The sequence below is a fragment of the Levilactobacillus yonginensis genome, assembly GCF_964065165.1.
Taxonomy (GTDB): Bacteria; Bacillota; Bacilli; order Lactobacillales; family Lactobacillaceae; genus Levilactobacillus; species Levilactobacillus yonginensis_A.
Map to the genome: position 1 here is coordinate 403192 of NZ_OZ061549.1, position 18993 is coordinate 422184.

General features: G+C 48.4%; 19 protein-coding genes. 17 read left to right on the plus strand and 2 right to left on the minus strand.

The features are described 5' to 3' along the window. Positions 1-100: 100 nt before the first annotated feature. From AB3Y94_RS02015 to AB3Y94_RS02040, 6 genes are all read left to right on the plus strand, one after another. Entirely contained in the window at positions 101-976 is an 876-nt protein-coding gene (locus AB3Y94_RS02015) for a YitT family protein (RefSeq protein ID WP_367294899.1), read from the plus strand. A gap of 426 nt (positions 977-1402) precedes the next feature. Continuing rightward, the gene (locus AB3Y94_RS02020; protein ID WP_367294900.1) at positions 1403-2560 is read left to right on the plus strand and encodes a CDP-glycerol glycerophosphotransferase family protein; all 1158 of its coding nucleotides are present in this window, start codon (positions 1403-1405) and stop codon (positions 2558-2560) included. A gap of 19 nt (positions 2561-2579) precedes the next feature. Further along, complete coding sequence (locus AB3Y94_RS02025) at positions 2580-3389, plus strand: ABC transporter permease (RefSeq protein ID WP_125681186.1); 810 nt, start codon at positions 2580-2582, stop codon at positions 3387-3389. A gap of 19 nt (positions 3390-3408) precedes the next feature. After that, positions 3409-4629 (plus strand): CDP-glycerol glycerophosphotransferase family protein, encoded by a 1221-nt coding sequence (locus AB3Y94_RS02030; protein WP_367294901.1) that lies wholly within the window; start codon positions 3409-3411, stop codon positions 4627-4629. Next, entirely contained in the window at positions 4629-5561 is a 933-nt protein-coding gene (locus tag AB3Y94_RS02035; RefSeq protein ID WP_367294902.1) for a deoxyribonuclease IV, read from the plus strand. Before AB3Y94_RS02030 ends, AB3Y94_RS02035 begins: the two co-directional genes overlap by 1 nt. A gap of 72 nt (positions 5562-5633) precedes the next feature. Next, the gene (locus AB3Y94_RS02040; protein ID WP_367294903.1) at positions 5634-6320 is read left to right on the plus strand and encodes a class I SAM-dependent methyltransferase; all 687 of its coding nucleotides are present in this window, start codon (positions 5634-5636) and stop codon (positions 6318-6320) included. 101 nt (positions 6321-6421) lie between these two features. Here the strand turns inward: AB3Y94_RS02040 and AB3Y94_RS02045 are convergent, their stop codons facing one another. After that, positions 6422-7249 carry a pyruvate, water dikinase regulatory protein gene (locus AB3Y94_RS02045; RefSeq protein ID WP_367294904.1) on the minus strand — a complete coding sequence of 276 codons (828 nt, stop codon included), beginning with the start codon at positions 7247-7249 and terminating at the stop codon, positions 6422-6424. A gap of 180 nt (positions 7250-7429) precedes the next feature. Here AB3Y94_RS02045 and rpsU point away from each other — a divergent pair, with 180 nt between their 5' ends. Beyond that, a complete protein-coding gene (gene rpsU / locus AB3Y94_RS02050) occupies positions 7430-7618 on the plus strand; it encodes a 30S ribosomal protein S21 (protein ID WP_011667518.1) in 189 nt (62 codons plus the stop codon). A gap of 110 nt (positions 7619-7728) precedes the next feature. On the opposite strand, the gene AB3Y94_RS02055 is transcribed toward rpsU, so the two are convergent. Then, positions 7729-8763, minus strand: coding sequence for a zinc-binding alcohol dehydrogenase family protein (locus tag AB3Y94_RS02055; protein WP_367294905.1), 1035 nt, complete (start codon positions 8761-8763; stop codon positions 7729-7731). Positions 8764-9062: 299 nt separating this feature from the next. On the opposite strand from AB3Y94_RS02055, the gene AB3Y94_RS02060 reads away from it, so the two are divergent. The 10 genes from AB3Y94_RS02060 to AB3Y94_RS02105 all read left to right on the plus strand — a co-directional run bounded on the left by AB3Y94_RS02060 (position 9063) and on the right by AB3Y94_RS02105 (position 18957). Then, complete coding sequence (locus AB3Y94_RS02060; protein WP_367294906.1) at positions 9063-9509, plus strand: GatB/YqeY domain-containing protein; 447 nt, start codon at positions 9063-9065, stop codon at positions 9507-9509. Between the two features lie 61 nt (positions 9510-9570). Next, positions 9571-10059 (plus strand): GNAT family N-acetyltransferase, encoded by a 489-nt coding sequence (locus AB3Y94_RS02065; RefSeq protein ID WP_367294907.1) that lies wholly within the window; start codon positions 9571-9573, stop codon positions 10057-10059. A gap of 130 nt (positions 10060-10189) precedes the next feature. Then, positions 10190-11176 (plus strand): PhoH family protein, encoded by a 987-nt coding sequence (locus AB3Y94_RS02070; protein ID WP_367294908.1) that lies wholly within the window; start codon positions 10190-10192, stop codon positions 11174-11176. After that, complete coding sequence (gene ybeY, locus AB3Y94_RS02075; RefSeq protein ID WP_367294909.1) at positions 11176-11664, plus strand: rRNA maturation RNase YbeY; 489 nt, start codon at positions 11176-11178, stop codon at positions 11662-11664. Before AB3Y94_RS02070 ends, ybeY begins: the two co-directional genes overlap by 1 nt. Then, the gene (locus tag AB3Y94_RS02080) at positions 11642-12037 is read left to right on the plus strand and encodes a diacylglycerol kinase family protein (protein ID WP_367294910.1); all 396 of its coding nucleotides are present in this window, start codon (positions 11642-11644) and stop codon (positions 12035-12037) included. The genes ybeY and AB3Y94_RS02080 overlap by 23 nt, the downstream gene beginning before the upstream one ends. A 12-nt stretch (positions 12038-12049) precedes the next feature. Then, complete coding sequence (era, locus tag AB3Y94_RS02085) at positions 12050-12955, plus strand: GTPase Era (RefSeq protein WP_367294911.1); 906 nt, start codon at positions 12050-12052, stop codon at positions 12953-12955. Between the two features lie 58 nt (positions 12956-13013). After that, positions 13014-13817, plus strand: coding sequence for a DNA repair protein RecO (gene recO / locus AB3Y94_RS02090; protein WP_367294912.1), 804 nt, complete (start codon positions 13014-13016; stop codon positions 13815-13817). Between the two features lie 373 nt (positions 13818-14190). Next, entirely contained in the window at positions 14191-17130 is a 2940-nt protein-coding gene (locus tag AB3Y94_RS02095; RefSeq protein ID WP_367294913.1) for a leucine-rich repeat protein, read from the plus strand. A 237-nt stretch (positions 17131-17367) separates the two neighbouring features. Beyond that, complete coding sequence (locus tag AB3Y94_RS02100) at positions 17368-17793, plus strand: MarR family winged helix-turn-helix transcriptional regulator (RefSeq protein ID WP_367294914.1); 426 nt, start codon at positions 17368-17370, stop codon at positions 17791-17793. A 6-nt stretch (positions 17794-17799) separates the two neighbouring features. After that, entirely contained in the window at positions 17800-18957 is a 1158-nt protein-coding gene (locus AB3Y94_RS02105; RefSeq protein ID WP_367294915.1) for an MFS transporter, read from the plus strand. The last annotated feature ends 36 nt before the right edge of the window (positions 18958-18993 follow it).

Genomic DNA, 18993 nt, shown 5'->3' on the forward strand with positions numbered 1-18993 from the left:
GAGCAAAGCGTCTACTAAGGAAAATGTTTCGTGTGTGTGATGGCCGAAATTGGTCTAGCAAGACGTGACATCAAAAATAAGTGAGGTCTGTTTTTAAATCATGGATGATGTTCAGCAGTTGTTAAAACGACACACATATATGGCAAAGTTTTCGGTTGCCTTCTTCTATGGGGTGTTGGTCTCCATTGCGGTGAACTTTTTTTGGACACCGGGTCATATTTATTCTTCCGGGGTTACCGGACTGGCACAGCTGGTTAACACTTTAACCGCCGGATTAGGCACCTTTCACATTAATACGGGGTTAGGGTTATTTCTGATTAATATTCCTATGTTCTTCTTGGCATGGAAACAAATTGGGAAGTCCTTCACGGTTTTTACGTTTATTTGTGTGCTCTTTGCTTCGGTCATGATTCGGGTGATTCAACCGATTCATTTGACTAGTGATCCTATTATTTGTGCCATCTTTGGGGGAGCTGTCAACGGGTTTGGAACTGGTTTTGCGCTAAAGAATAGTATTTCTACGGGTGGTTTGGATATCATCGGCATCGTCCTACGACGCAAGACTGGTCGTAGTATGGGGACCATTAACATTGCATTCAACAGTTTAATTGTGTTGAGTGCCGGTTTTGTTTATGGCTGGCCTTACGCACTATATTCTGCGCTAGGACTGTTCGTCAATGCTAAGGTAATCGACATGACCTTCACACGTCAGCAACGGATGCAGGTCATGGTCATTACTGACCGGCCGAAGACGGTAATTGATAGTATTCAAAATCATCTTCGACGGGGCATTACCATTGTCCACGGGGCCGAGGGGGCCTACCATCATGATGAAAAGACCATTTTGTTTACGGTCATTACCCGCTACGAAATGGATGAACTGGAGGCTGCCATGACTGAGGCGGATCCGAAGGCGTTTGTCAGCATTTCAGACACGGTTAAGATTTTAGGACATTTCTACGAACCAAAATGGTGAGCTTATTCACCAGTCGACTGGTCTTCCTCACGGAGACTGGTCGATTTTTTTTGACAATAAACCTGGAGGTTGAGAACTGTTAAAGGTTAGCCAAGCTGGTCGTAGCAAAGATAGTGGTACGGAGGTTGTGTAATCGCATATTTCCATCCGGTTTATAGCACGGGCAACCTGGGAGATACGGGTTTTTCATGGCTTCAAATCGAGTGAGAAGCCCGTCTTTGGGCTGAAGCGTTCTGTAGCAGGCGGAATTCCTAGCCGCCGAAATGCGACCAATTTAGAAGGGGTGGCAGTAACTATGGTTGGCAACTGGCAAGATTTTCAAAGAAATTTGGGTTGAATCCTTAAAGGTTCTTAAAAATCCCTAGGTTCACAGGGTAGATGTGGTATAATTCTCGGTGTTATGGGCAGCGAAAATAAGTGATATTGGTGATTAACGTGAAAGAGATTTATTTATGGTTGATCCGGCTAATGTCGTTTCTGAGTGCGGGCCGTCGGCAAACCGATGTGGTCTACTTAATGAGCTTTACGGATAATTTGCCGTTCATTAAGGCACTTGCGGCGGCACTTCCCGCCGGACAACGGTTGGTAGTCTATTATCGGCCAGAACACGAGGCCTCGGCGACCAACTTGGCAGCGGGAGGCATTGTTACGCGGCCGTTGCGGGATAACCTGCAATTTGTCGTGAAGGGAATTCCCCAGATCATGCGAGCACGAGTCCTGTTTTGCGATAATTACTACGCCTTCTTGGGGGGCTTGAGGCACCCCAAAGGTATGCGTATCGTACAGGTCTGGCATGCCGCTGGTGCCATCAAACGGTTTGGGTGGGATGATCCCACGACCGCCGAACGGTCCAAGAGTGATCAACGACGGTTCCAGGCGGTTTATGATCAATTTGATGAATTCGTGGTGGGCTCTGCTGCCATGGGTGAGGTGTTTGCGCGGAGTTATCGGGTAGCCCCTGAACGCATGCAGGAGCTTGGGTATCCGCGGTCTGACCGATTGCAAGACGCCGGTTGGATCACCCGTACCAGGGCACGGGTTGCCCGGTTGGCACCGGAATTAGCTGGCCACCGAGTAATCTTGTACGCCCCAACGTACCGCGAGGGCGTCACGTTCACACCACCAACGGGGTTGGGCGCGGCTTTGGCCGCTGATCCGGACTCACGCGTGGTCGTCAAATTACACCCGGCTTTGCGCGCTAAGGCAACCGCTTTGCAGCAGGAACTGGGCGATCAGGTAGTGGTGGCTCAGCATCTGAGTACAACGGACCTATTGACCGTGGCGGACACGCTTGTTACGGATTATTCGTCCGTAGCGTTTGACTACAGTTTATTGCCAAATGCTCACAGCCTGTTATTTTTTCTATATGATTTGGAAGAGTATACGCGTAATCCGGGGGTGCAGGCGGATTTACAGGATTGGTTACCGGGGCCCGAGTTACGGACCTGCGAGCAACTAGCCACGGCGATTCGCGCGGATCAACCAACAGATTTAACTGAATTTAATCTTCATTGGAATAGTGCTAATGACGGTGTTGCCACACAACGGGTGATTGACCGTTACGTGGCACTATTATCCGATTAAACTAAAGGAGTGCAGTGCCTTGAAAGAGGTCATGACCTTATTTAAAGAACAGATTTCAAGTATCGGGATTATCTTTCGGATTTCTCGTTATGAGGATCAAGCAAGTTACCAAAGCCATTACTTAGGTTTAGCTTGGGAATACTTATACCCACTGATTCAAATCGGGATTTACTGGTTAGTCTTCGGTGTTGGGTTGAAGCATGGTCAACCATTGAACGGGGTGGGATACCTACCTTGGATGGTGATTGGGATTACCCCCTGGTTCTTCATGAACCGGGCAACGTTGGATGCCTCTAAGAGTATCTATCAACGGGTCAACATGGTTGCTAAGATGAAGTTTCCAGTCTCAGCGTTGCCCACGATTAAAGTGGTCAGCAACCTGAGTTCCTTCTGGACAATGATGGTCTTCTCCATCTTCATCGGGTTACTGAACGGGGTTTACCCACAAGTTTCTTGGTTACAGTGGATCTACTACTTCTTCGCCATGATTTGTTTGTTAGTGGCGTTAGGGGTGTTGAATTCTTGTATCAGTGTCTTGGTTCGTGATTATCACATCCTGTTACAATCAGTAATGCGGATGTTATTCTACGTATCCGGTGTGCTGTTTAACTTTGTAACCACGTCTTTCCCAGCACCATTCGTGCACTTATTAGAATTAAACCCGTATTATTACATTGTTAACGGGTTCCGGGAATCCTTCATTGGGACTGGTTGGTTCTGGCAACATCCAATGTTGACGCTAGAATTTTGGTCCTTCGTTTTCTTCGTGCTGTTGATTGGGTCACACTTGCACTACAAGTTCCGATCACGGTTCGTCGACTTAATTTAATTGAAAGGAGCAACCTCAAATGGCTAAAGGTTTACAAGGTATCATTCGGTCATTGAAGCTTGTTGCTCGCTGTGGGCTCATCGTATTGAACGATGGGCTTATTTGTTTACCAATCAAACGGCAACAAGTCATCTTTGAAAGTTTCAATGGGAAGGACGTCAATGACAATCCGGCCGCAATTTATCGTGAACTGGTGCGAGAAAATCCCGCGTACGCACAGACGGCGTATTTTAGTGTGAAGCCCAGTGAATATGCGAGCCTACACGCTAAGTATCCTGAGATTAAGTTGGTCAAGCGCTTTACACCGGGTTGGGTCGCACTGATGGCTCGGGCAGAATTCTGGGTATTGAATTCACGGTTACCCAACTGGTGGCATAAAAACCGGCGGACCACGACGATTCAGACTTGGCACGGAACGCCCTTGAAAAAGTTGGGCGCCGACATCGAGCACGTCGCAATTCCTGGAACCACTACAGCAGCTTACCATCAAGAATTTGTGACGGCGGCGCAACGGTGGGATTACCTCATTGCGCCTAATCGATATTCACAAGATATTTTCAAATCGGCTTTTGGGTTTCGCAACCACTCCTTGGTAATCGGCTATCCCCGTAACGACGTGCTATACGCGACCAGTGACCAACAAATCACGGCGATAAAGGCAGCACTCCTCGGGCCAGTTACTGGGCCAGTGGTCACCTACGCACCAACCTGGCGTGATGACATGGCAGTTCGGCCAGGCGTCTATCAATTTGATTTACCATTTGACTTGGGTGAATTTTTCCAGCACGTTCCCACGGGGACTCACTTGGTTATTCGGCCCCATTACCTGGTAAAGGATGCCATCGATATTCATGGGTTTGAGGACCGCGTCACGGTGTTGGCGGATACGGATATTGCCCAATTGTATTTGATTTCAGATTTGTTGATTACGGACTACTCGTCGGTTATGTTTGATTTCGCTAATTTAAAACGGCCCGAGTTGTTTTTTGCCTATGACTTGGAGCACTATCGTGACCAACTACGCGGATTTTACTTTGATTATGAAAAGGAAATTCCAGGCCCCTTGGTGACAACGGCAACCGCTTTTTATCGGCGATTAGATGACTGGACGACGGCTGGTGAGTTTCCAGGTTTTGCGGATCGTCAAGCCGCCTTCTATCACAAATTTTGTGAGTGGGAGGACGGGACAGCTAGTCAGCGAGTGGCACAAGTTATTCTTCACGAAAGGGATGCAGAGTAATGACTGAATTTTTAATTGGGTCACACGTTAGTATGAAGGGGAAAGACATGTTGTTGGGGTCGGCACAAGAGGCAGCCAGCTTCGGTGAGAATGTCTTCATGGTTTATACCGGGGCACCTCAGAATACCCGGCGCAAACCCATCGAGGAGTTGAACATTGAAGCTGGAAAGGCGTTTATGGCGGATCATCAGCAACGTGCGGTCGTGGTTCATGCGCCTTACGTGGTCAACTTAGGCAATACGACTAAACCGCAAAATTACGGTTTTGCTGTAGAATTTTTAACGGCCGAAGTCAAACGGGCGGCGGCTCTCGGTGCTACTCAAATTGTCTTACATCCCGGCGCCCACGTGGGTGCTGGAGCTGATGCAGCCATTGCCCAAATTGCGAAGGGCTTGGATGAAATTCTGGGTGCGGCCACGGAGCCAGTCCAGATTGCCTTAGAAACAATGGCGGGCAAGGGGACTGAAGTGGGCCGAACCTTTGAGGAGTTAGCTGCCATTATGGACGCCACTGCTGCCAATGATCGGCTGTCAGTCTGCTTTGACACCTGTCATACCAGTGACGCTGGCTACGCTATCGCAACAGATTTTGACGGCGTCCTTAATGAATTCGACCACGTCATTGGTGTTGACAAGCTCAAGGTGATTCACCTGAACGATTCTAAGAATCCTCAGGGGAGTCACAAGGACCGACACACCAACATCGGATTGGGAACGTTAGGGTTTGACGTCTTGAATGGTGTGGCCCATCATCCCCAATTGACGGCGGTACCGAAGATCATGGAGACGCCCGTAATTGGGCCAGATCGCAAGCACGGGGTCAATCCTCATGGTTATGAGGTTGCTATGTTAAAGGCCCAACGGTTCAATCCGGATTTAGCGGCCGACGTTTTAGCTGCGAAGCCGGTCGATGAATTTTTGATGCGGCAATAATCAGGTGATATAAGCGTTCAACTTATTTATTCAGATTAGTAGGAGTAGAAATCATGGGGGGAGAAATTGAATATGAAAAAAGGTGTCGATGCACCATTAGTGCCAATCATGTTTTTACTAGTTGGTATCGTGGGGATGGTGATGGCAATTACTTCTGGGGAGTGGACCAATTACGTTTTCCCAGGTGCCCTGTTCCTGTTTGCGGGCATGTATTTGTATACATCACTGTGGGGGAAATACCACCTTATCAAACGCGTAGTTGCAGAAATGCAGCTTGACGGTCACGAACGGGTGTTGGATCTTGGGACGGGCCATGGGGCCTTTTTACTGGAAGTTGCGGGGCAGTTAAGCATCCCAGGGAAAGTGACTGGCTTAGATATTTGGAAGCGGGGCGACCAATCAGGCAACTCAATGGAGGAAACGCAGCAGAACATTGACCAGATTGGTGTTAGTGACGTCAGTGAGTTGGTGACCGGAGATATGACCCAGCTGCCTTTCGAGGATAATTATTTTGATGCAGTGGTGGCGAGTCTTTCAATCCACAATGTGAAGCCCAAGGCTAGTCGCCAACAAGCAATCGCTGAGGCCTACCGGGTTTTGAAGCCGAACGGTCACCTGGTTATTTTGGATATTGAACACGTCGGTGAATATCGGAATCAATTGAAACAACTTGGCGTGAAGGAAGTTAGTGTCCGACATGCTGGTCTCAATGGCATGTACGCGTTGCTGAGTACGAGAATCTTAGTAGCTGAGAAGTGAGTGAAATCGGGGATACGTCGATTCTAATTAATTAGTGATAACAAAAAAGGAAAAGTGCTTGTGATCAGTTTCGGTCACAAGCACTTTTCCTTTTTTACTGGTTAATCGGCTAAGGGATGGGGAATCAAATCGTAGTCCACACTCTCCATAATTAGCGTGGCAGTCTCTTCAATCGACTTGTTTGAGACGTCGATCACTAGGCACCCAATCTTTTTGTAGATCTTCTGAGCGTAATCCAATTCCTCGCTGATCTTCTTAGTATCGGAGTAGGCGCTGTCTGCCGGGAGGCCGTAAGACAACATGCGTTCTTGACGAATCTTTCTGAGCGATTCCGGCTTGTTAGTCAGGCCGAAGATCCGCTTGGGGTCGACCTGCCACAGTTCGTCTGGAAGCTGTGTAGTAGGGCCTAACGGCAAGTTTGCAACCCGTAATTTCCGATTGGCTAGGAACAGTGAGAGTGGGGTCTTAGACGTCCGTGAGACCCCGAGGATCACGATGTCAGCCTTGAGTAGGCCAGTGGGGTCCTTACCATCATCGTAGGTTACGGCGAACTCCATGGCAGCAATCCGGTCGAAATACGTATCATTTAGGTTATGGACCAGTCCGGGAACGCCTTCAGGTTCCAAATTGGTGGCCTGACGCATCACGGCCATGGCTGGCTGAATACAATCAAATTGCTGTAATTGATTGGCGGCGGCGAATTCACGGACGCGCTTACTGAGCTTGGCGTTGACCAGGGTGTGGAAAATCATGGCCCGCTGCTTCTTAGCGAGGTTGAGGATACCATCGAGAATCGAGTCCGTCTGAATGAACGGGAAACGTTGATAGCTAGCTTTGATCGTGGGAAACTGGGAGATAGCAGTTTGTGCGACGGTCAGGGCCGTTTCACCTGAAGAATCGGAAACGATGAAGATATTTATCTGTGGCATGGCGAGCAACTCCTCTAAACATTTTCCTCTAGTTTAACCCGTCTACGAAATCGGTTCAAATTTTATTGCCAGCGTTATTGACGCGGTTTGGCTGTTTATGTATAATAGTTAAGAACCGTTACGCCGGTGGAGAGATTCCAACCGACGTTATTACTTGTGCTCGGAGGGAGGGAATTTTATATGGCAAAGACAGTCGTTCGCAAAAACGAGTCTTTTGACGACGCTCTTCGGCGCTTCAAACGTACGGTTTCCCGTAGCGGTACTTTACAAGAATACCGTAAACGTGAATTTTACGAAAAACCAAGTGTGAAGAAAAAGTTAAAATCAGAAGCTGCGCGTAAGCGTAAAGCCAAGAAGAAGCGTTTCTAATAGCTCTTTTTGCAAATTAACGAAAAATCCTCAAGGTCTTCGGACTCTGAGGTTTTTTTGTCGTCATTTTTGCTATTTTTAATAAACAGGTTACGGATATATATGCAGAACTAATCCGCGTTAGTTAAGACAACTTTACCAATCATTCGGTTAGCTTCCACCAGGGCGTGAGCAGCCCGCATGTTAGCCGGATTGATGGGGGTGAATGTTTGGTTGAGGGTCGAGACTAAGGTGCCGGCGTCTAGCAGTTGGGCAACGCGCTCTAAAATTTGGTGTTGACTGATCATGTCCGGGGTTTCGAAATAGGACTTGGTGTACATCCATTCCCAGGCGAAGGTCGCTCGTTTGGATTTCAACGCTTGCAGGTCAAGCGGACTATCGGTCTTCCCTGTGATGGAGACGATGGTACCACTGGGCCGAATCAGTGACACGATTTCTGACCAGTGCTGGTTTAAATTACTCAGTTCCAAAATGTAGTCTACGGTTGGGTAACCTAGGGCATGAACTTGCGGAACTAAGTCTTGGCGATGGTTGACGACCGCATCTGTACCGTGCGCCTTGGTCCAGGCAATGGTTTCGGGGCGTGAGGCCGTTGCAATGACTGTTAGTCCGGCTAAATGAGCCAATTGGGTGGCCATGGAGCCCACCCCACCAGCACCATTGATGATCAGCAAAGTTTTACCGGCATTGGCCTGAGGGGTATCGAAGTTCAGATGCATTTGTTCAAAGAGGGCCTCCCAAGCCGTCAATGAAGTTAGGGGCACCGCCGCGATTTCTGCGGGGGTCAATTGTCTGGGCGCGTGGCCAACGATTCGTTCGTCCACGAGGTGGTACTCGCTGTCCGTTCCTGGCCGTTTGAATGAGCCAGCGTAAAAGACCCGGTCACCGGGTTCAAAGAGGCTGACCGCCGAGCCAACCGCTTCTACAGTGCCATAGGCGTCCCAGCCGATGACTTTGGGGTGGTCAAGAGGCTCTGTGGTTCCCCGGCGCACACCAGCGTCTACGGGATTGACAGACGTCGCAATGACTTTGACTAGGATATCGTGACCAGTGGGGGTTGGCTTGGGTTCAAAAAATTCAATAAAACTTTTTTCGTCCGTGATTGGTAAATTCTGGGTGAACCCAATGGCCCGCATATCTGACATAACAAAACTTCCTTTCGTTTTGGTTGGAGGGTGAAAGCATTGCCATTCTAATCGGTCTAAGGCCAATTTGTTATTAAAGCTAGATCACTCTCACCTGGAAAAATTAAATTCTTATTGGCCCTATTGTAACAGTCAGAGTTGGATATTGTTATTCGTAAGCTTTGAGCAATCGTTGTGGCTTAAAATGGTCACTGAGATGAAAACTGGGACAATTCAATTGAGTAGGATAACTTTACCTGACGCTAGCGCGGATAAGGTGTAAACTTATCTTTAATGATGAAATTTTAGGAGGAACTATAATGAGTTTAGAGACCCAACTCAACACTGATTTAAAGACGGCCATGAAGGCCCACGACAAACTTTCCTTGAACGTTATCCGCATGATGAAGGCGGCTTTGACGAACGAAAAGGTTAAGGCTGGCCATGACTTGACATCTGAGGAAGAGCTAACGGTGGTTTCCCGCGAATTGAAGCAACGGAAAGAATCCATGACAGAGTTTGCCAAGGGTAACCGGGATGATTTGGTTGAAGGTGTGAAGGCAGAAATTGCGATCGTTGAAAAATATGCGCCTAAGCAATTAAGCGCCGATGAAATCGCGAAGATCGTTGCCGACGGCATTGCTAAGGTCTCCGCTAGTGGTATGGGGGACTTTGGTAAGGTCATGGGTGTCGTGATGCCTCAGGTTAAGGGGAAAGCCGATGGCGCCCTGGTTAACCAGACCGTCAAAGCGCAATTAAACAAGTAATTTTTTTGATCGCTGCGAATTAGTTTCGTAGCGATTTTTTTGCCAAGTGGGAGGAGAGATTATGACGTTAACCTATCAGCAGGTTCAGACGCCCACCGAGGACCAAAACGCCTTACTGTTATTGGCGGACCCAAGTCAACGATTGGTGGCGGCGTACATTTCCAAAAGTCACGTCTATGCGGCTAACGATCGGTCGGGGCTAGTTGGGATGTTGGTGCTCCAACCGCGGTCTCAGCAGGTTGTAGAAATTATGAATGTCGTTGTGACACCACCTAAGCAACATCAGGGTTATGGGCGAGTATTACTCATGTTTGCCCAGCAGTGGGCGATTGACCGGAGTTACCGGACAGTTCGAATTGCTACCGGAACGACGAGTCTGGTGCAACTCTATCTTTATCAACAGTGTGGTTTTCGGGTCGTGGCGGTTGAGCGGGATTATTTCACCGCTAATTATAGCCAACCAATCGTGGAAAATGGCTTGGTATTACAAGATCGATTAGTCCTAGAATTACCAATTACCTTGCCGCAATTACCCATTAATGAGCAGTAGGGCACGTCGCCGAGGTGTTATTGAATGATTACCGAACGAGTTTTCACGCGCAATCCTTTTACAATCCCCGGTGTTATGCTAAAATTTGAGTATCAGTAACGCCAAAATAAAGACAAAGGAGCCACCGTATTTGACTGAGAACGCGACGATTGAAAAAGAATATATTTTGGAGCGACCAGAGGACGAAGCTGCCCTGTTGGGGGCTCAGGATCAATTTGTGACCTTGCTTGAAGAGGGACTGAACGTCACCATCAAGCCCTTTGGAAATTCAATCAAAGTTGCTGGGGCCGCTGAAGCGGTTGACCACACGTTGGCTATCTTACGCAACATGAGTGATCTCCTGGCTAAGGGGATCAAATTAAATAGTGCCGATGTCATCAGTGCCATGAAGATGGCGGACAAGGGGACACTGACTTACTTTAAAGACTTTTACACCGAGACCTTGATCAAGGATGCCAAGGGTCGGGCTGTGCGGGTCAAGAATTTTGGCCAACGCCAGTACATTGATTCCATCAAGCACAACGACATTACCTTTGGGATTGGACCCGCTGGGACAGGGAAAACGTATTTGGCCGTGGTGATGGCGGTATCCGCGTTGAAACACGGGGATGTGGAAAAGCTGATCATCACTCGGCCAGCCGTTGAAGCCGGTGAAAGTCTGGGGTTCTTACCTGGTGACTTGAAGGAAAAAGTTGATCCTTACCTGCGGCCAATTTACGATGCGCTTTACGCTATCCTGGGGGCCGAGCACACGACTCGGTTGATGGACCGTGGGGTCATCGAAATTGCGCCGCTGGCTTACATGCGTGGGCGGACGCTGGAATCTGCGTTCGTTATCTTGGATGAAGCTCAAAATACGACCAACATGCAAATGAAGATGTTCCTGACACGGTTGGGGTTTGGATCTAAGATGATCGTCAACGGGGATATTTCACAAATTGACTTACCACATAATGCTAAGTCGGGGTTGATTCAGGCCCAAAACATTTTACAAAACGTGTCGCACATTAACTTTGTGACCTTTAACGCGGACGATGTTGTCCGACACCCAGTGGTTGCCCGCATCATTAATGCTTATGAGGCCCACGATACTAAACCAAATGGAGCTAAAAAATAATGGATTTAGAGATTTTTGATAAAACTGCTAACGGTGTTCCAGACAAGCACGTCACGATGATTCGTGAGGTACTGGAATTTGCTGGCAAGTACATTAAATTGGCAGAAAACACGGAGATGTCCGTGACGTTGATGAATAACGAAGACATTCATCAAATTAACAAGGAATACCGGGGCGTTGACCGCGCGACCGACGTCATCAGTTTTGCGATTGAAGACGCCGATGACGAGGATGAAGAGTTCCCACTGGTCATGGATGAGGAAATGGCTGCCGAAATTCCTGAAAACATTGGTGATATCTTTGTCTCAATGGATAAAGTCGAAGAACAAGCGGAGTACCTGGGCCATTCCTACGAACGGGAATTAGGTTTTCTCGTGGTCCATGGTTTCTTACACCTGAACGGCTACGACCACATGAAGCCTGAAGATGAAAAGGTCATGTTCAAGTTGCAGGCCGACATTCTAGATGCCTATGGCCTCAAGCGATAAGCAAACCGGGAAGAATCGGGCCTTTAAGCAATCGTTAGGCCACGCGTGGGATGGTCTCCGGGCCCTGTTTCACTATGAACGAAACTTTCGTAAACATTTGGCGGTCGGTAGCTTGGCCATCATTGCCGGGTTGCTCTTGCGACTGACGCTGAATGAGTGGCTGTGGTTGGTATTGGCCATTTTCTTGGTCTTGATTGCCGAGACGTTGAACACAATTGTGGAAGCAGTCGTTGATTTGGTAGTGGGTCAAACCTACCACGATTTAGCGAAACGCGCGAAGGACGTTGCTGCGGGTGGCGTCTTAATGGCGGCCATTTTTGCCGTCATTGTTGGGGCGTTAGTCATGTTGCCAGCGCTAGGCCGCTGGTTCTAATTGGAGGAAAATATGGATAATCCAGATTACAAATCAGGTTTCGTCGCTATTGTTGGGCGGCCAAACGTTGGGAAATCAACCTTTTTAAACCGGGTGATTGGGCAGAAAATTGCTATCATGTCGAACACGGCACAGACGACTCGGAACAAGATTCAAGGAATCTATACGACTGATGAAGCCCAAATCGTGTTCATCGATACGCCGGGGGTTCATAAACCTAAGAGTAAGTTGGGTGACTACATGGTGCAGTCGGCCATGTCAGCGTTAAACGAAGTCGATGCCGTTTTGTTCATGGTCAACGCTGCTGAAAAGCGGGGAGCTGGGGACAACTTTATTATCGACCGGCTGAAGAACGTGAAGGCCCCGATTTACCTGTTGATCAACAAGATCGATCAAGTAAAGCCAGACGATTTACTGCCAGTCATGGAACAGTACCAAAAGGCGTTGCCTTGGAAGGCAGTTTACCCAATTTCTGCGTTGGAGGGGAATAACGTTGACGAACTGTTGACGGGATTAGTCGACCAGATGCCTAATGGGCCACAATACTATCCAGCCGACCAAGTGACCGACCATCCAGAGCGTTTCGTGGTAAGTGAACTGATTCGGGAAAAAATCTTTATGTTAACGCGTGAAGAGGTGCCCCATTCAGTGGCCGTCGAAATCGAGAGTATGAAGCAAAAGGACGAAGATCACGTCCGCATTGAAGCCACCATCATCGTCGAGCGCCCTACCCAAAAGGGAATCATGATCGGCAAGGGCGGTAGCATGCTGAAGAAGATTGGGACCATGGCGCGCCAGGATATTGAACATTTGCTGGGTAGCAAGGTTTATCTGGAACTCTGGGTCAAAGTTCAACCAAACTGGCGGGATAAAGCGACTCTCTTGAAGTCTTACGGTTATCGTAAGGATGATTTATAAAAAGCGGGTTAACCTGGCACGGTACATTCAAATTTAAGTTAGAAAGTGGGGAGGATTCGTGGCGCGAAATGTAACTGATTTTCACGGCATCCTCCTTTTTCGGCGGGACTATGCTGAGCGTGATTTCTTAATTAAGTTCCTCACGCAGGAGTTTGGTAAAAAGATGTTTTTGGTGCGGGGCGCTAAAAAACGGGGATTTAAAATGGTAGCGGATATCTTGCCGTTTACCACGGGGAGTTACGTTGGTGATATTGCTGACGATGGTTTGTCCTATATCCGCACGGCCCGTGAGACTACCCAGTTTCAAAATATCAGCGCGGACATTTTTAAAAATGCCTATGCGACGTATATCATGAGTCTGGTTGATCAGGCTTTTCCGGATGGTGAGCCGCTACCTACCTGGTATCATCGGGTGCAGCGGGCACTGACGCTGATTGACGATGGCGTTAACGCATCGATTATCACCAATATCATGGAGATTCAGCTGATGCCGGCGTTTGGGGTGGCCCCACAATTGCAGGGTTGTGCCATCTGTGGTCGTAATGATTTGCCGTTCGATTACTCCGAAAGTTACGGGGGCTTGCTCTGTCAGCAACATTGGCAGATGGACCCGCGGCGGTTGCATCTGGCCCAGCGAACCATCTACTATCTGCGGCAATTCTCGGTGTTGGACTTGGATAAGTTACACACCATTGATGTAAAGCCTCAAACGGAACACGCCATGCGGCAGTTAATGAATGAAATTTATGACAGTCAGATTGGGGTGCATCCCAAGAGCAAACGGTTCTTGGATCAGATGCAATCCTGGTCGGCACGCTTGACGATGCCGCCGCAGGACTCGCCGGACGATTCGACAGACTAGCTGTCGTTTGACAGGCGTTGTGGCAAGTTAAAATTAGAGTTAGCTCTGTAAAACCGCTTTGGTTTTACAGAGCTTTTTTTAGCGACGATATTTTGGCGATAAAACTTTCACAAATTGTGAGTTTTGTCCGATTAATATTAGACCATTCTAATAGTTGTATGCCTAGCGATTGACAGTCAAGCGGCCCCTAATCTCATTGTCGTGGTCGGTTACGACATAGGGCGGACGGTTTCCCCCGTTGGATAATCCCTTGCCTGAAATTTCAAATCAATCGTGCTACTATGGAAAATATAGGGTCACAACTTGTTAGAAAAATTAACCTTTAGTTCAGGAGCTTTTGAAGTAGAGAAAAAGGTAAAGGGAAGAGTTAAGTATGCAGACCAATAATCAGCAAGAACAACGACATGAACATGGGATGCGTCAACAGTTGCTGTGCGCCGGCGTGACTTTGGCCGCCTTGAGTACTGGGCTGATGGTCAGTGCACATTCAGCTCAAGCGGCCACGGTTGCCGAGGATTCGAGCTTAGTGGCGCAGAAAAATACAACTAATCAGGAGATTAAGGAACAGTCGAGCGAGGAGCAGCCAGGTTCTGAGGGTAATCAGACTGGCAGTCAAGCTGGCCAAAAGCAGGCCGCCAGCAGTCGTGTAGCCCCCAAGCAGAGTGCTGCGGCGCCGGTGAGCCAAGCAGCTCGGCCTGCAAGTAACGTGGAACAGCCAGCGGATTCCGGTGTGACGGAGACCCCGGCAAAGCCTAAGCCATCGTCCGTATCGCCACAGCCAGTGAAGGCTGCTGATGCAGGTGCGGGTGAGCAGGAAAGCTCAGCTGCAAATTTGACTAAATTTAGTCGTCCACGAGTAATGCCGCGAATGCTGGCAGTGCCGGCCATGGCTGATGTGACGGCACCCAGTGATACCACTGATGAGGCCATGACGGATGATGGGTTTACCTATGCGTTAAACGCAAAAGGTGATGGGTATACCATTACTGGTTATACGGGTAGCGCGACGGCTATTGTCATTCCGGATACCCACCTCAACGATGAAGGAAAAGCAATCAATGTATCGGCAATTGCCGACAACGTTTTTAAAGGGCGCAAATTGAAGAGCCTAGTCATGGGCGCGCACGTCGCCACGATTGGTCAGGCGGCGTTTGAAGATAATTTACTGACGACCATTGATTTTTCTAAAAATAAAAGTGATCTTTGGGGAATTAGTGCGAATGCTTTTGCAGATAACAAATTAACCGGAACGTTGACGTTACCTGCTTCCATTACTCAGATTGGTGAGAACGCCTTTGCTGGTAGTGATGCTAACGATGGGTCTGGGAACCAATTGACCGGTGTTGATTTCGGTGACAATTTGAAGATCGTTCAGATTGGGAATAGTGCTTTTGCGTATAATAGTTTGAAGAACCTGGTACTTCCTGTGGGCACGACTACTATTGGTGAAATGGCTTTTGCCAATAACCAATTAGCATCAGTGTCTTTGGGTACCCAATTGACGACAATTGGCGCTAGTGCCTTTAATTCAAATCTCTTGACCACGGTCAATTTACCTGACCTCGTGACAACTGTTGGCTCGAATGCTTTTTATCATAATCAATTGACCAGTATTCATTTGGACGATGCGTTGATAACGATTGGGGCGGGGTCCTTTGAGGACAATCAATTAGTCAGTATCGTGATTCCTGACAGTGTTACGACAATTGGTGAATCAGCATTTACCAGTAATGAAACGTTAACTAACCTAACTTTAGGAAAAATGGTTAATACGATTGGAGCAACCGCTTTCGCTGGGGATGCGATTACTGGTAATCTATTTATTCCTGACTCGGTGGAGACTATTAGTCAGTCAGCTTTTATGGCAAACCAAATACCCGGACTAACTATTGGTGATGGGGCATCTAAACTGGTGACAATTGATAACCAGGCTTTTCTTGGTAATCCAACGTTGACAGGTGCCTTGATTCTCTCAGATAGGATGTCCTTTATCGGCAGTAATGCTTTTGTCGGTGATTCTCTGACGTCGATTGACTTTGGTAAGTGGCAGAAAGGGCCAAATGGTGAGGCTACAATTGGTGATAGTGCCTTTTCTGGCAACCATTTGACTGGAACACTGACCCTGGCGGATGGCATTCAACACATTGGGGCGGCTACTTTTGCTGGTAATCAGCTGACTGGGGTCAAGCTCGGAACCGATTTACTTACGATTGGGGCATCCGCTTTCGCAGCAAACAACCAGCTGACAGGAACGTTGACCATTCCAGATTTAGTGACGAGTATTGGAGACTATGCCTTTACTAATGGTAGGCTCACGGGGCTTATTTTGGGTCAAAAAGTGGATTCCATTGGGTCGTCTGCCTTCGCTGAGAATCAATTGGCGGGAGCACTGGAAATACCTAATAGCGTAAAGAGTATTGGGGACTCAGCCTTTGCCAGCAACAAGTTACGAGCACTTCAACTGGACGGCACTGTAAATAGTGTTGGAATTGGTACCTTTGCGGGCAACGATTTGCAAAAGATTCAGGCGGTCCAACCGGTGACTAATCTCGGTGACTACGCCTTAGCTGGTCAAAAGACGTTAGCCGTTACCGTGAACAAGTCCGGTAATCAACTAACTGGAGTTCGTGCCGCAATTGCCAAGCAACTACAATTGCAGAACTTTAATTTAACGGATCCCATGATTTTTAAACTGGGCGATACGCCAGTTACGTATGATTTCAAAACTGATTCATTAACGTTGCCGGCGGGTGTTATTGGAAATAGTTTAACGCTGTCACTATCGAGTGGAACAACTGGTGAAGCGACAGACCATTCCGGAAACTATGGGGTGGATGCCCTAACGTTGAGTTGGTCCGTACCGGGCAGTGGAACGGATCCGACGACGCCATCTACACCGACGGAGCCAACTGATCCGGTCACGCCAACGACACCAACCACGCCTAAGAAACCGACTAAGCAGCATAAACCAGGTAAGAAGTCTCAGAAACCGACGACCCCTAAGGCGCATCAACACCGAGCAGGGGATACGGAGCGAGCGGGTCAGCGACAAGTCTTTACCTACACGCGTTCCGTTGGAGGTAACGGAACGCAACGTGGGCTGAAGACTGCTGCGTGGTCGTATGGCCAACAAGCGTCTAGCTTAAATGCTAGTTCTACAATCAGTGGGCTAGAGCACCTAGATAACCAGAATCAGTCGCAACCGCAATTACCGCAAACCAGTGAGCGGACGAGCTACTGGTCAGTAATTGGTGCGACATTATTAGGCGCATTGAGTTGGCTAGGATTAGGCAAACGTCGGCGGCGTTATTAGGATGTTCACAAGTACTTGTAAAATATCTTGGATAAAGTGGTAGATTCAAGTGGTCGTCAGATTATTCTGACGGCTATTTTTGTGCCATATAGCAGTTATATTGGTAGACACTTCAACACTACTCGGAGTTACTTTGCAAAAATAAATGAGTTTCAGTGAACCTTAATATTTTGAAAGCTAACCCGGCCTTTCAAAATTATACAGCTAGCTGTATAATAAGCATAAGAGGTGATCAACATGGAAAGTGAAGGACTGGTAACCTGGAAGCTGGTCTTACTGGGAAGAAAGATTCGACATAAGCGAAATCTATTTGTCCGCCAATTAGATCTAACTAGTGAACAGGCGGACGCCCTCCGATTCTTTGAGGATCACCCGCAGCATACGATTACGGATTTTAAAGACCAACAACAAATTACTCACCAAACGGCCAGGCTCATTGTAAAACGGTTAGTCGACCGGGGCCTACTAGTTCTTGACCCTAATCCGAACGATGGGCGTGCTAAACTAGTGGGGTTTACCGCCGCTGGTCTGGCCAAGTGTCAACAGCTTGATGACCATATTAAGGCCACGAGTCAGGAATCATTTGTTGGTTTTTCACAGGTTGAGCAGCAGGCGTTACTCAAGATGCTTGCCCGAATTGATCAAAACTTGGAAAGGAGCTGAAGTTGTTTGAAAACTCGTTTATATACCAAAGATGTTGTCTTAGTGTTAGCGGCCAGCTTCTTCTTTCTCATGAGTCCCATGTTGGTCAATCCCATCATTGCGGGATTTTCCAGTAATGTGGGCGCGAATAGCGTTTTGGCGGGGGTCGTCGCTGGGATGATGAACCTGACGTCGCTAGTGTTGCGACCGGTCGCAGGTAACCTGACTGACCGCTTCTCTAAGTATCGACTCACGTTGATTGGCGGCAGTCTGATTCTCGTGGCGTGTGTCGGTTACGGGTTAACCACTGCTGTCCCATTGATCATGTTTTGGCGAGTTGTCAACGGGGTGGGGTACACGCTGTGCTCAGTTTGCATGGCCACCTGGATGGCTAGCCTATTGCCACCGGATCGAATTGGTTCGGGGATGGGAATCTATGGAATTGCTAATGCCCTGGGCATGGCAGTTGGTCCGGCCGTCAGTGTCTACCTGTACCACCACTATGGGTATCGGAGTATTTTCTGGGTCGCGGCTGGCTTCATCACGTTACTGCTCATCACAATTCAGTTCGTGGGAGACCGCAGCGTGCCCCATCCAGACTATCGGAATACTAAGGAAAAACAGCCGAAGCTACGATTGGTTCAGCCGAAAGTGGTTCCAGTCGCGACGATTTTGTTGCTGTTTTCTTTGCCATACTTTGCGACGATGACCTACCTCGTGAGCTACGTCGACCACCGGGGGTTTGCGATTCCCGCCGGCGCGTTCTTTCCAGTCTATGCGTTGGTATTGCTGGCCATGCGGCTGGGCCTGCGGGATGCGTTTGACCACGTGCCCTTCAGAAAATTCTTTTGGATCTGTCTCGGCTGTAATTTCATTGGCCTGATTGGTTTGACTGAGATGCGTAATTGGCTGATGTTGGTGGTCGGGGCCGTGGGACTTGCGGCTGGTTATGGCTTGATGTTTTCCATCTGTCAGGCAAAGTCGTTAACGTTGGTGCCACAGGCGGACCGTGGGCTGGCTAATAGCACGTTTTACATAGGCATTGATCTGGGGATGACCTTGGGACCAATGCTGGCGGGGGTCATCACGACCTTCCTCCCGTGGGTCTGGCTTTATCCAGTCATGATGATCACGTTCCCACTAATTGTGTTGGTATACTGGCGAAATCGGCGAGGGCTGGCGTAGCGCTCAGACCCCAGCAGAGCTGTCAGCATTTCCACT

What these genes read in the sequence shown, in the direction of transcription:
- AB3Y94_RS02015 (WP_367294899.1), top strand. Translation starts at nt 101, where the DNA reads ATGGATGATGTTCAGCAGTTGTTAAAACGACACACATATATGGCAAAG.
- AB3Y94_RS02030 (WP_367294901.1), top strand. Translation starts at nt 3,409, where the DNA reads ATGGCTAAAGGTTTACAAGGTATCATTCGGTCATTGAAGCTTGTTGCT.
- AB3Y94_RS02035 (WP_367294902.1), top strand. Translation starts at nt 4,629, where the DNA reads ATGACTGAATTTTTAATTGGGTCACACGTTAGTATGAAGGGGAAAGAC.
- AB3Y94_RS02040 (WP_367294903.1), top strand. Translation starts at nt 5,634, where the DNA reads ATGAAAAAAGGTGTCGATGCACCATTAGTGCCAATCATGTTTTTACTA.
- AB3Y94_RS02045 (WP_367294904.1), bottom strand. Translation starts at nt 7,249, where the DNA reads ATGCCACAGATAAATATCTTCATCGTTTCCGATTCTTCAGGTGAAACG.
- rpsU (WP_011667518.1), top strand. Translation starts at nt 7,430, where the DNA reads ATGGCAAAGACAGTCGTTCGCAAAAACGAGTCTTTTGACGACGCTCTT.
- AB3Y94_RS02055 (WP_367294905.1), bottom strand. Translation starts at nt 8,763, where the DNA reads ATGTCAGATATGCGGGCCATTGGGTTCACCCAGAATTTACCAATCACG.
- AB3Y94_RS02060 (WP_367294906.1), top strand. Translation starts at nt 9,063, where the DNA reads ATGAGTTTAGAGACCCAACTCAACACTGATTTAAAGACGGCCATGAAG.
- AB3Y94_RS02065 (WP_367294907.1), top strand. Translation starts at nt 9,571, where the DNA reads ATGACGTTAACCTATCAGCAGGTTCAGACGCCCACCGAGGACCAAAAC.
- ybeY (WP_367294909.1), top strand. Translation starts at nt 11,176, where the DNA reads ATGGATTTAGAGATTTTTGATAAAACTGCTAACGGTGTTCCAGACAAG.
- AB3Y94_RS02080 (WP_367294910.1), top strand. Translation starts at nt 11,642, where the DNA reads ATGCCTATGGCCTCAAGCGATAAGCAAACCGGGAAGAATCGGGCCTTT.
- era (WP_367294911.1), top strand. Translation starts at nt 12,050, where the DNA reads ATGGATAATCCAGATTACAAATCAGGTTTCGTCGCTATTGTTGGGCGG.
- AB3Y94_RS02095 (WP_367294913.1), top strand. Translation starts at nt 14,191, where the DNA reads ATGCAGACCAATAATCAGCAAGAACAACGACATGAACATGGGATGCGT.
- AB3Y94_RS02100 (WP_367294914.1), top strand. Translation starts at nt 17,368, where the DNA reads ATGGAAAGTGAAGGACTGGTAACCTGGAAGCTGGTCTTACTGGGAAGA.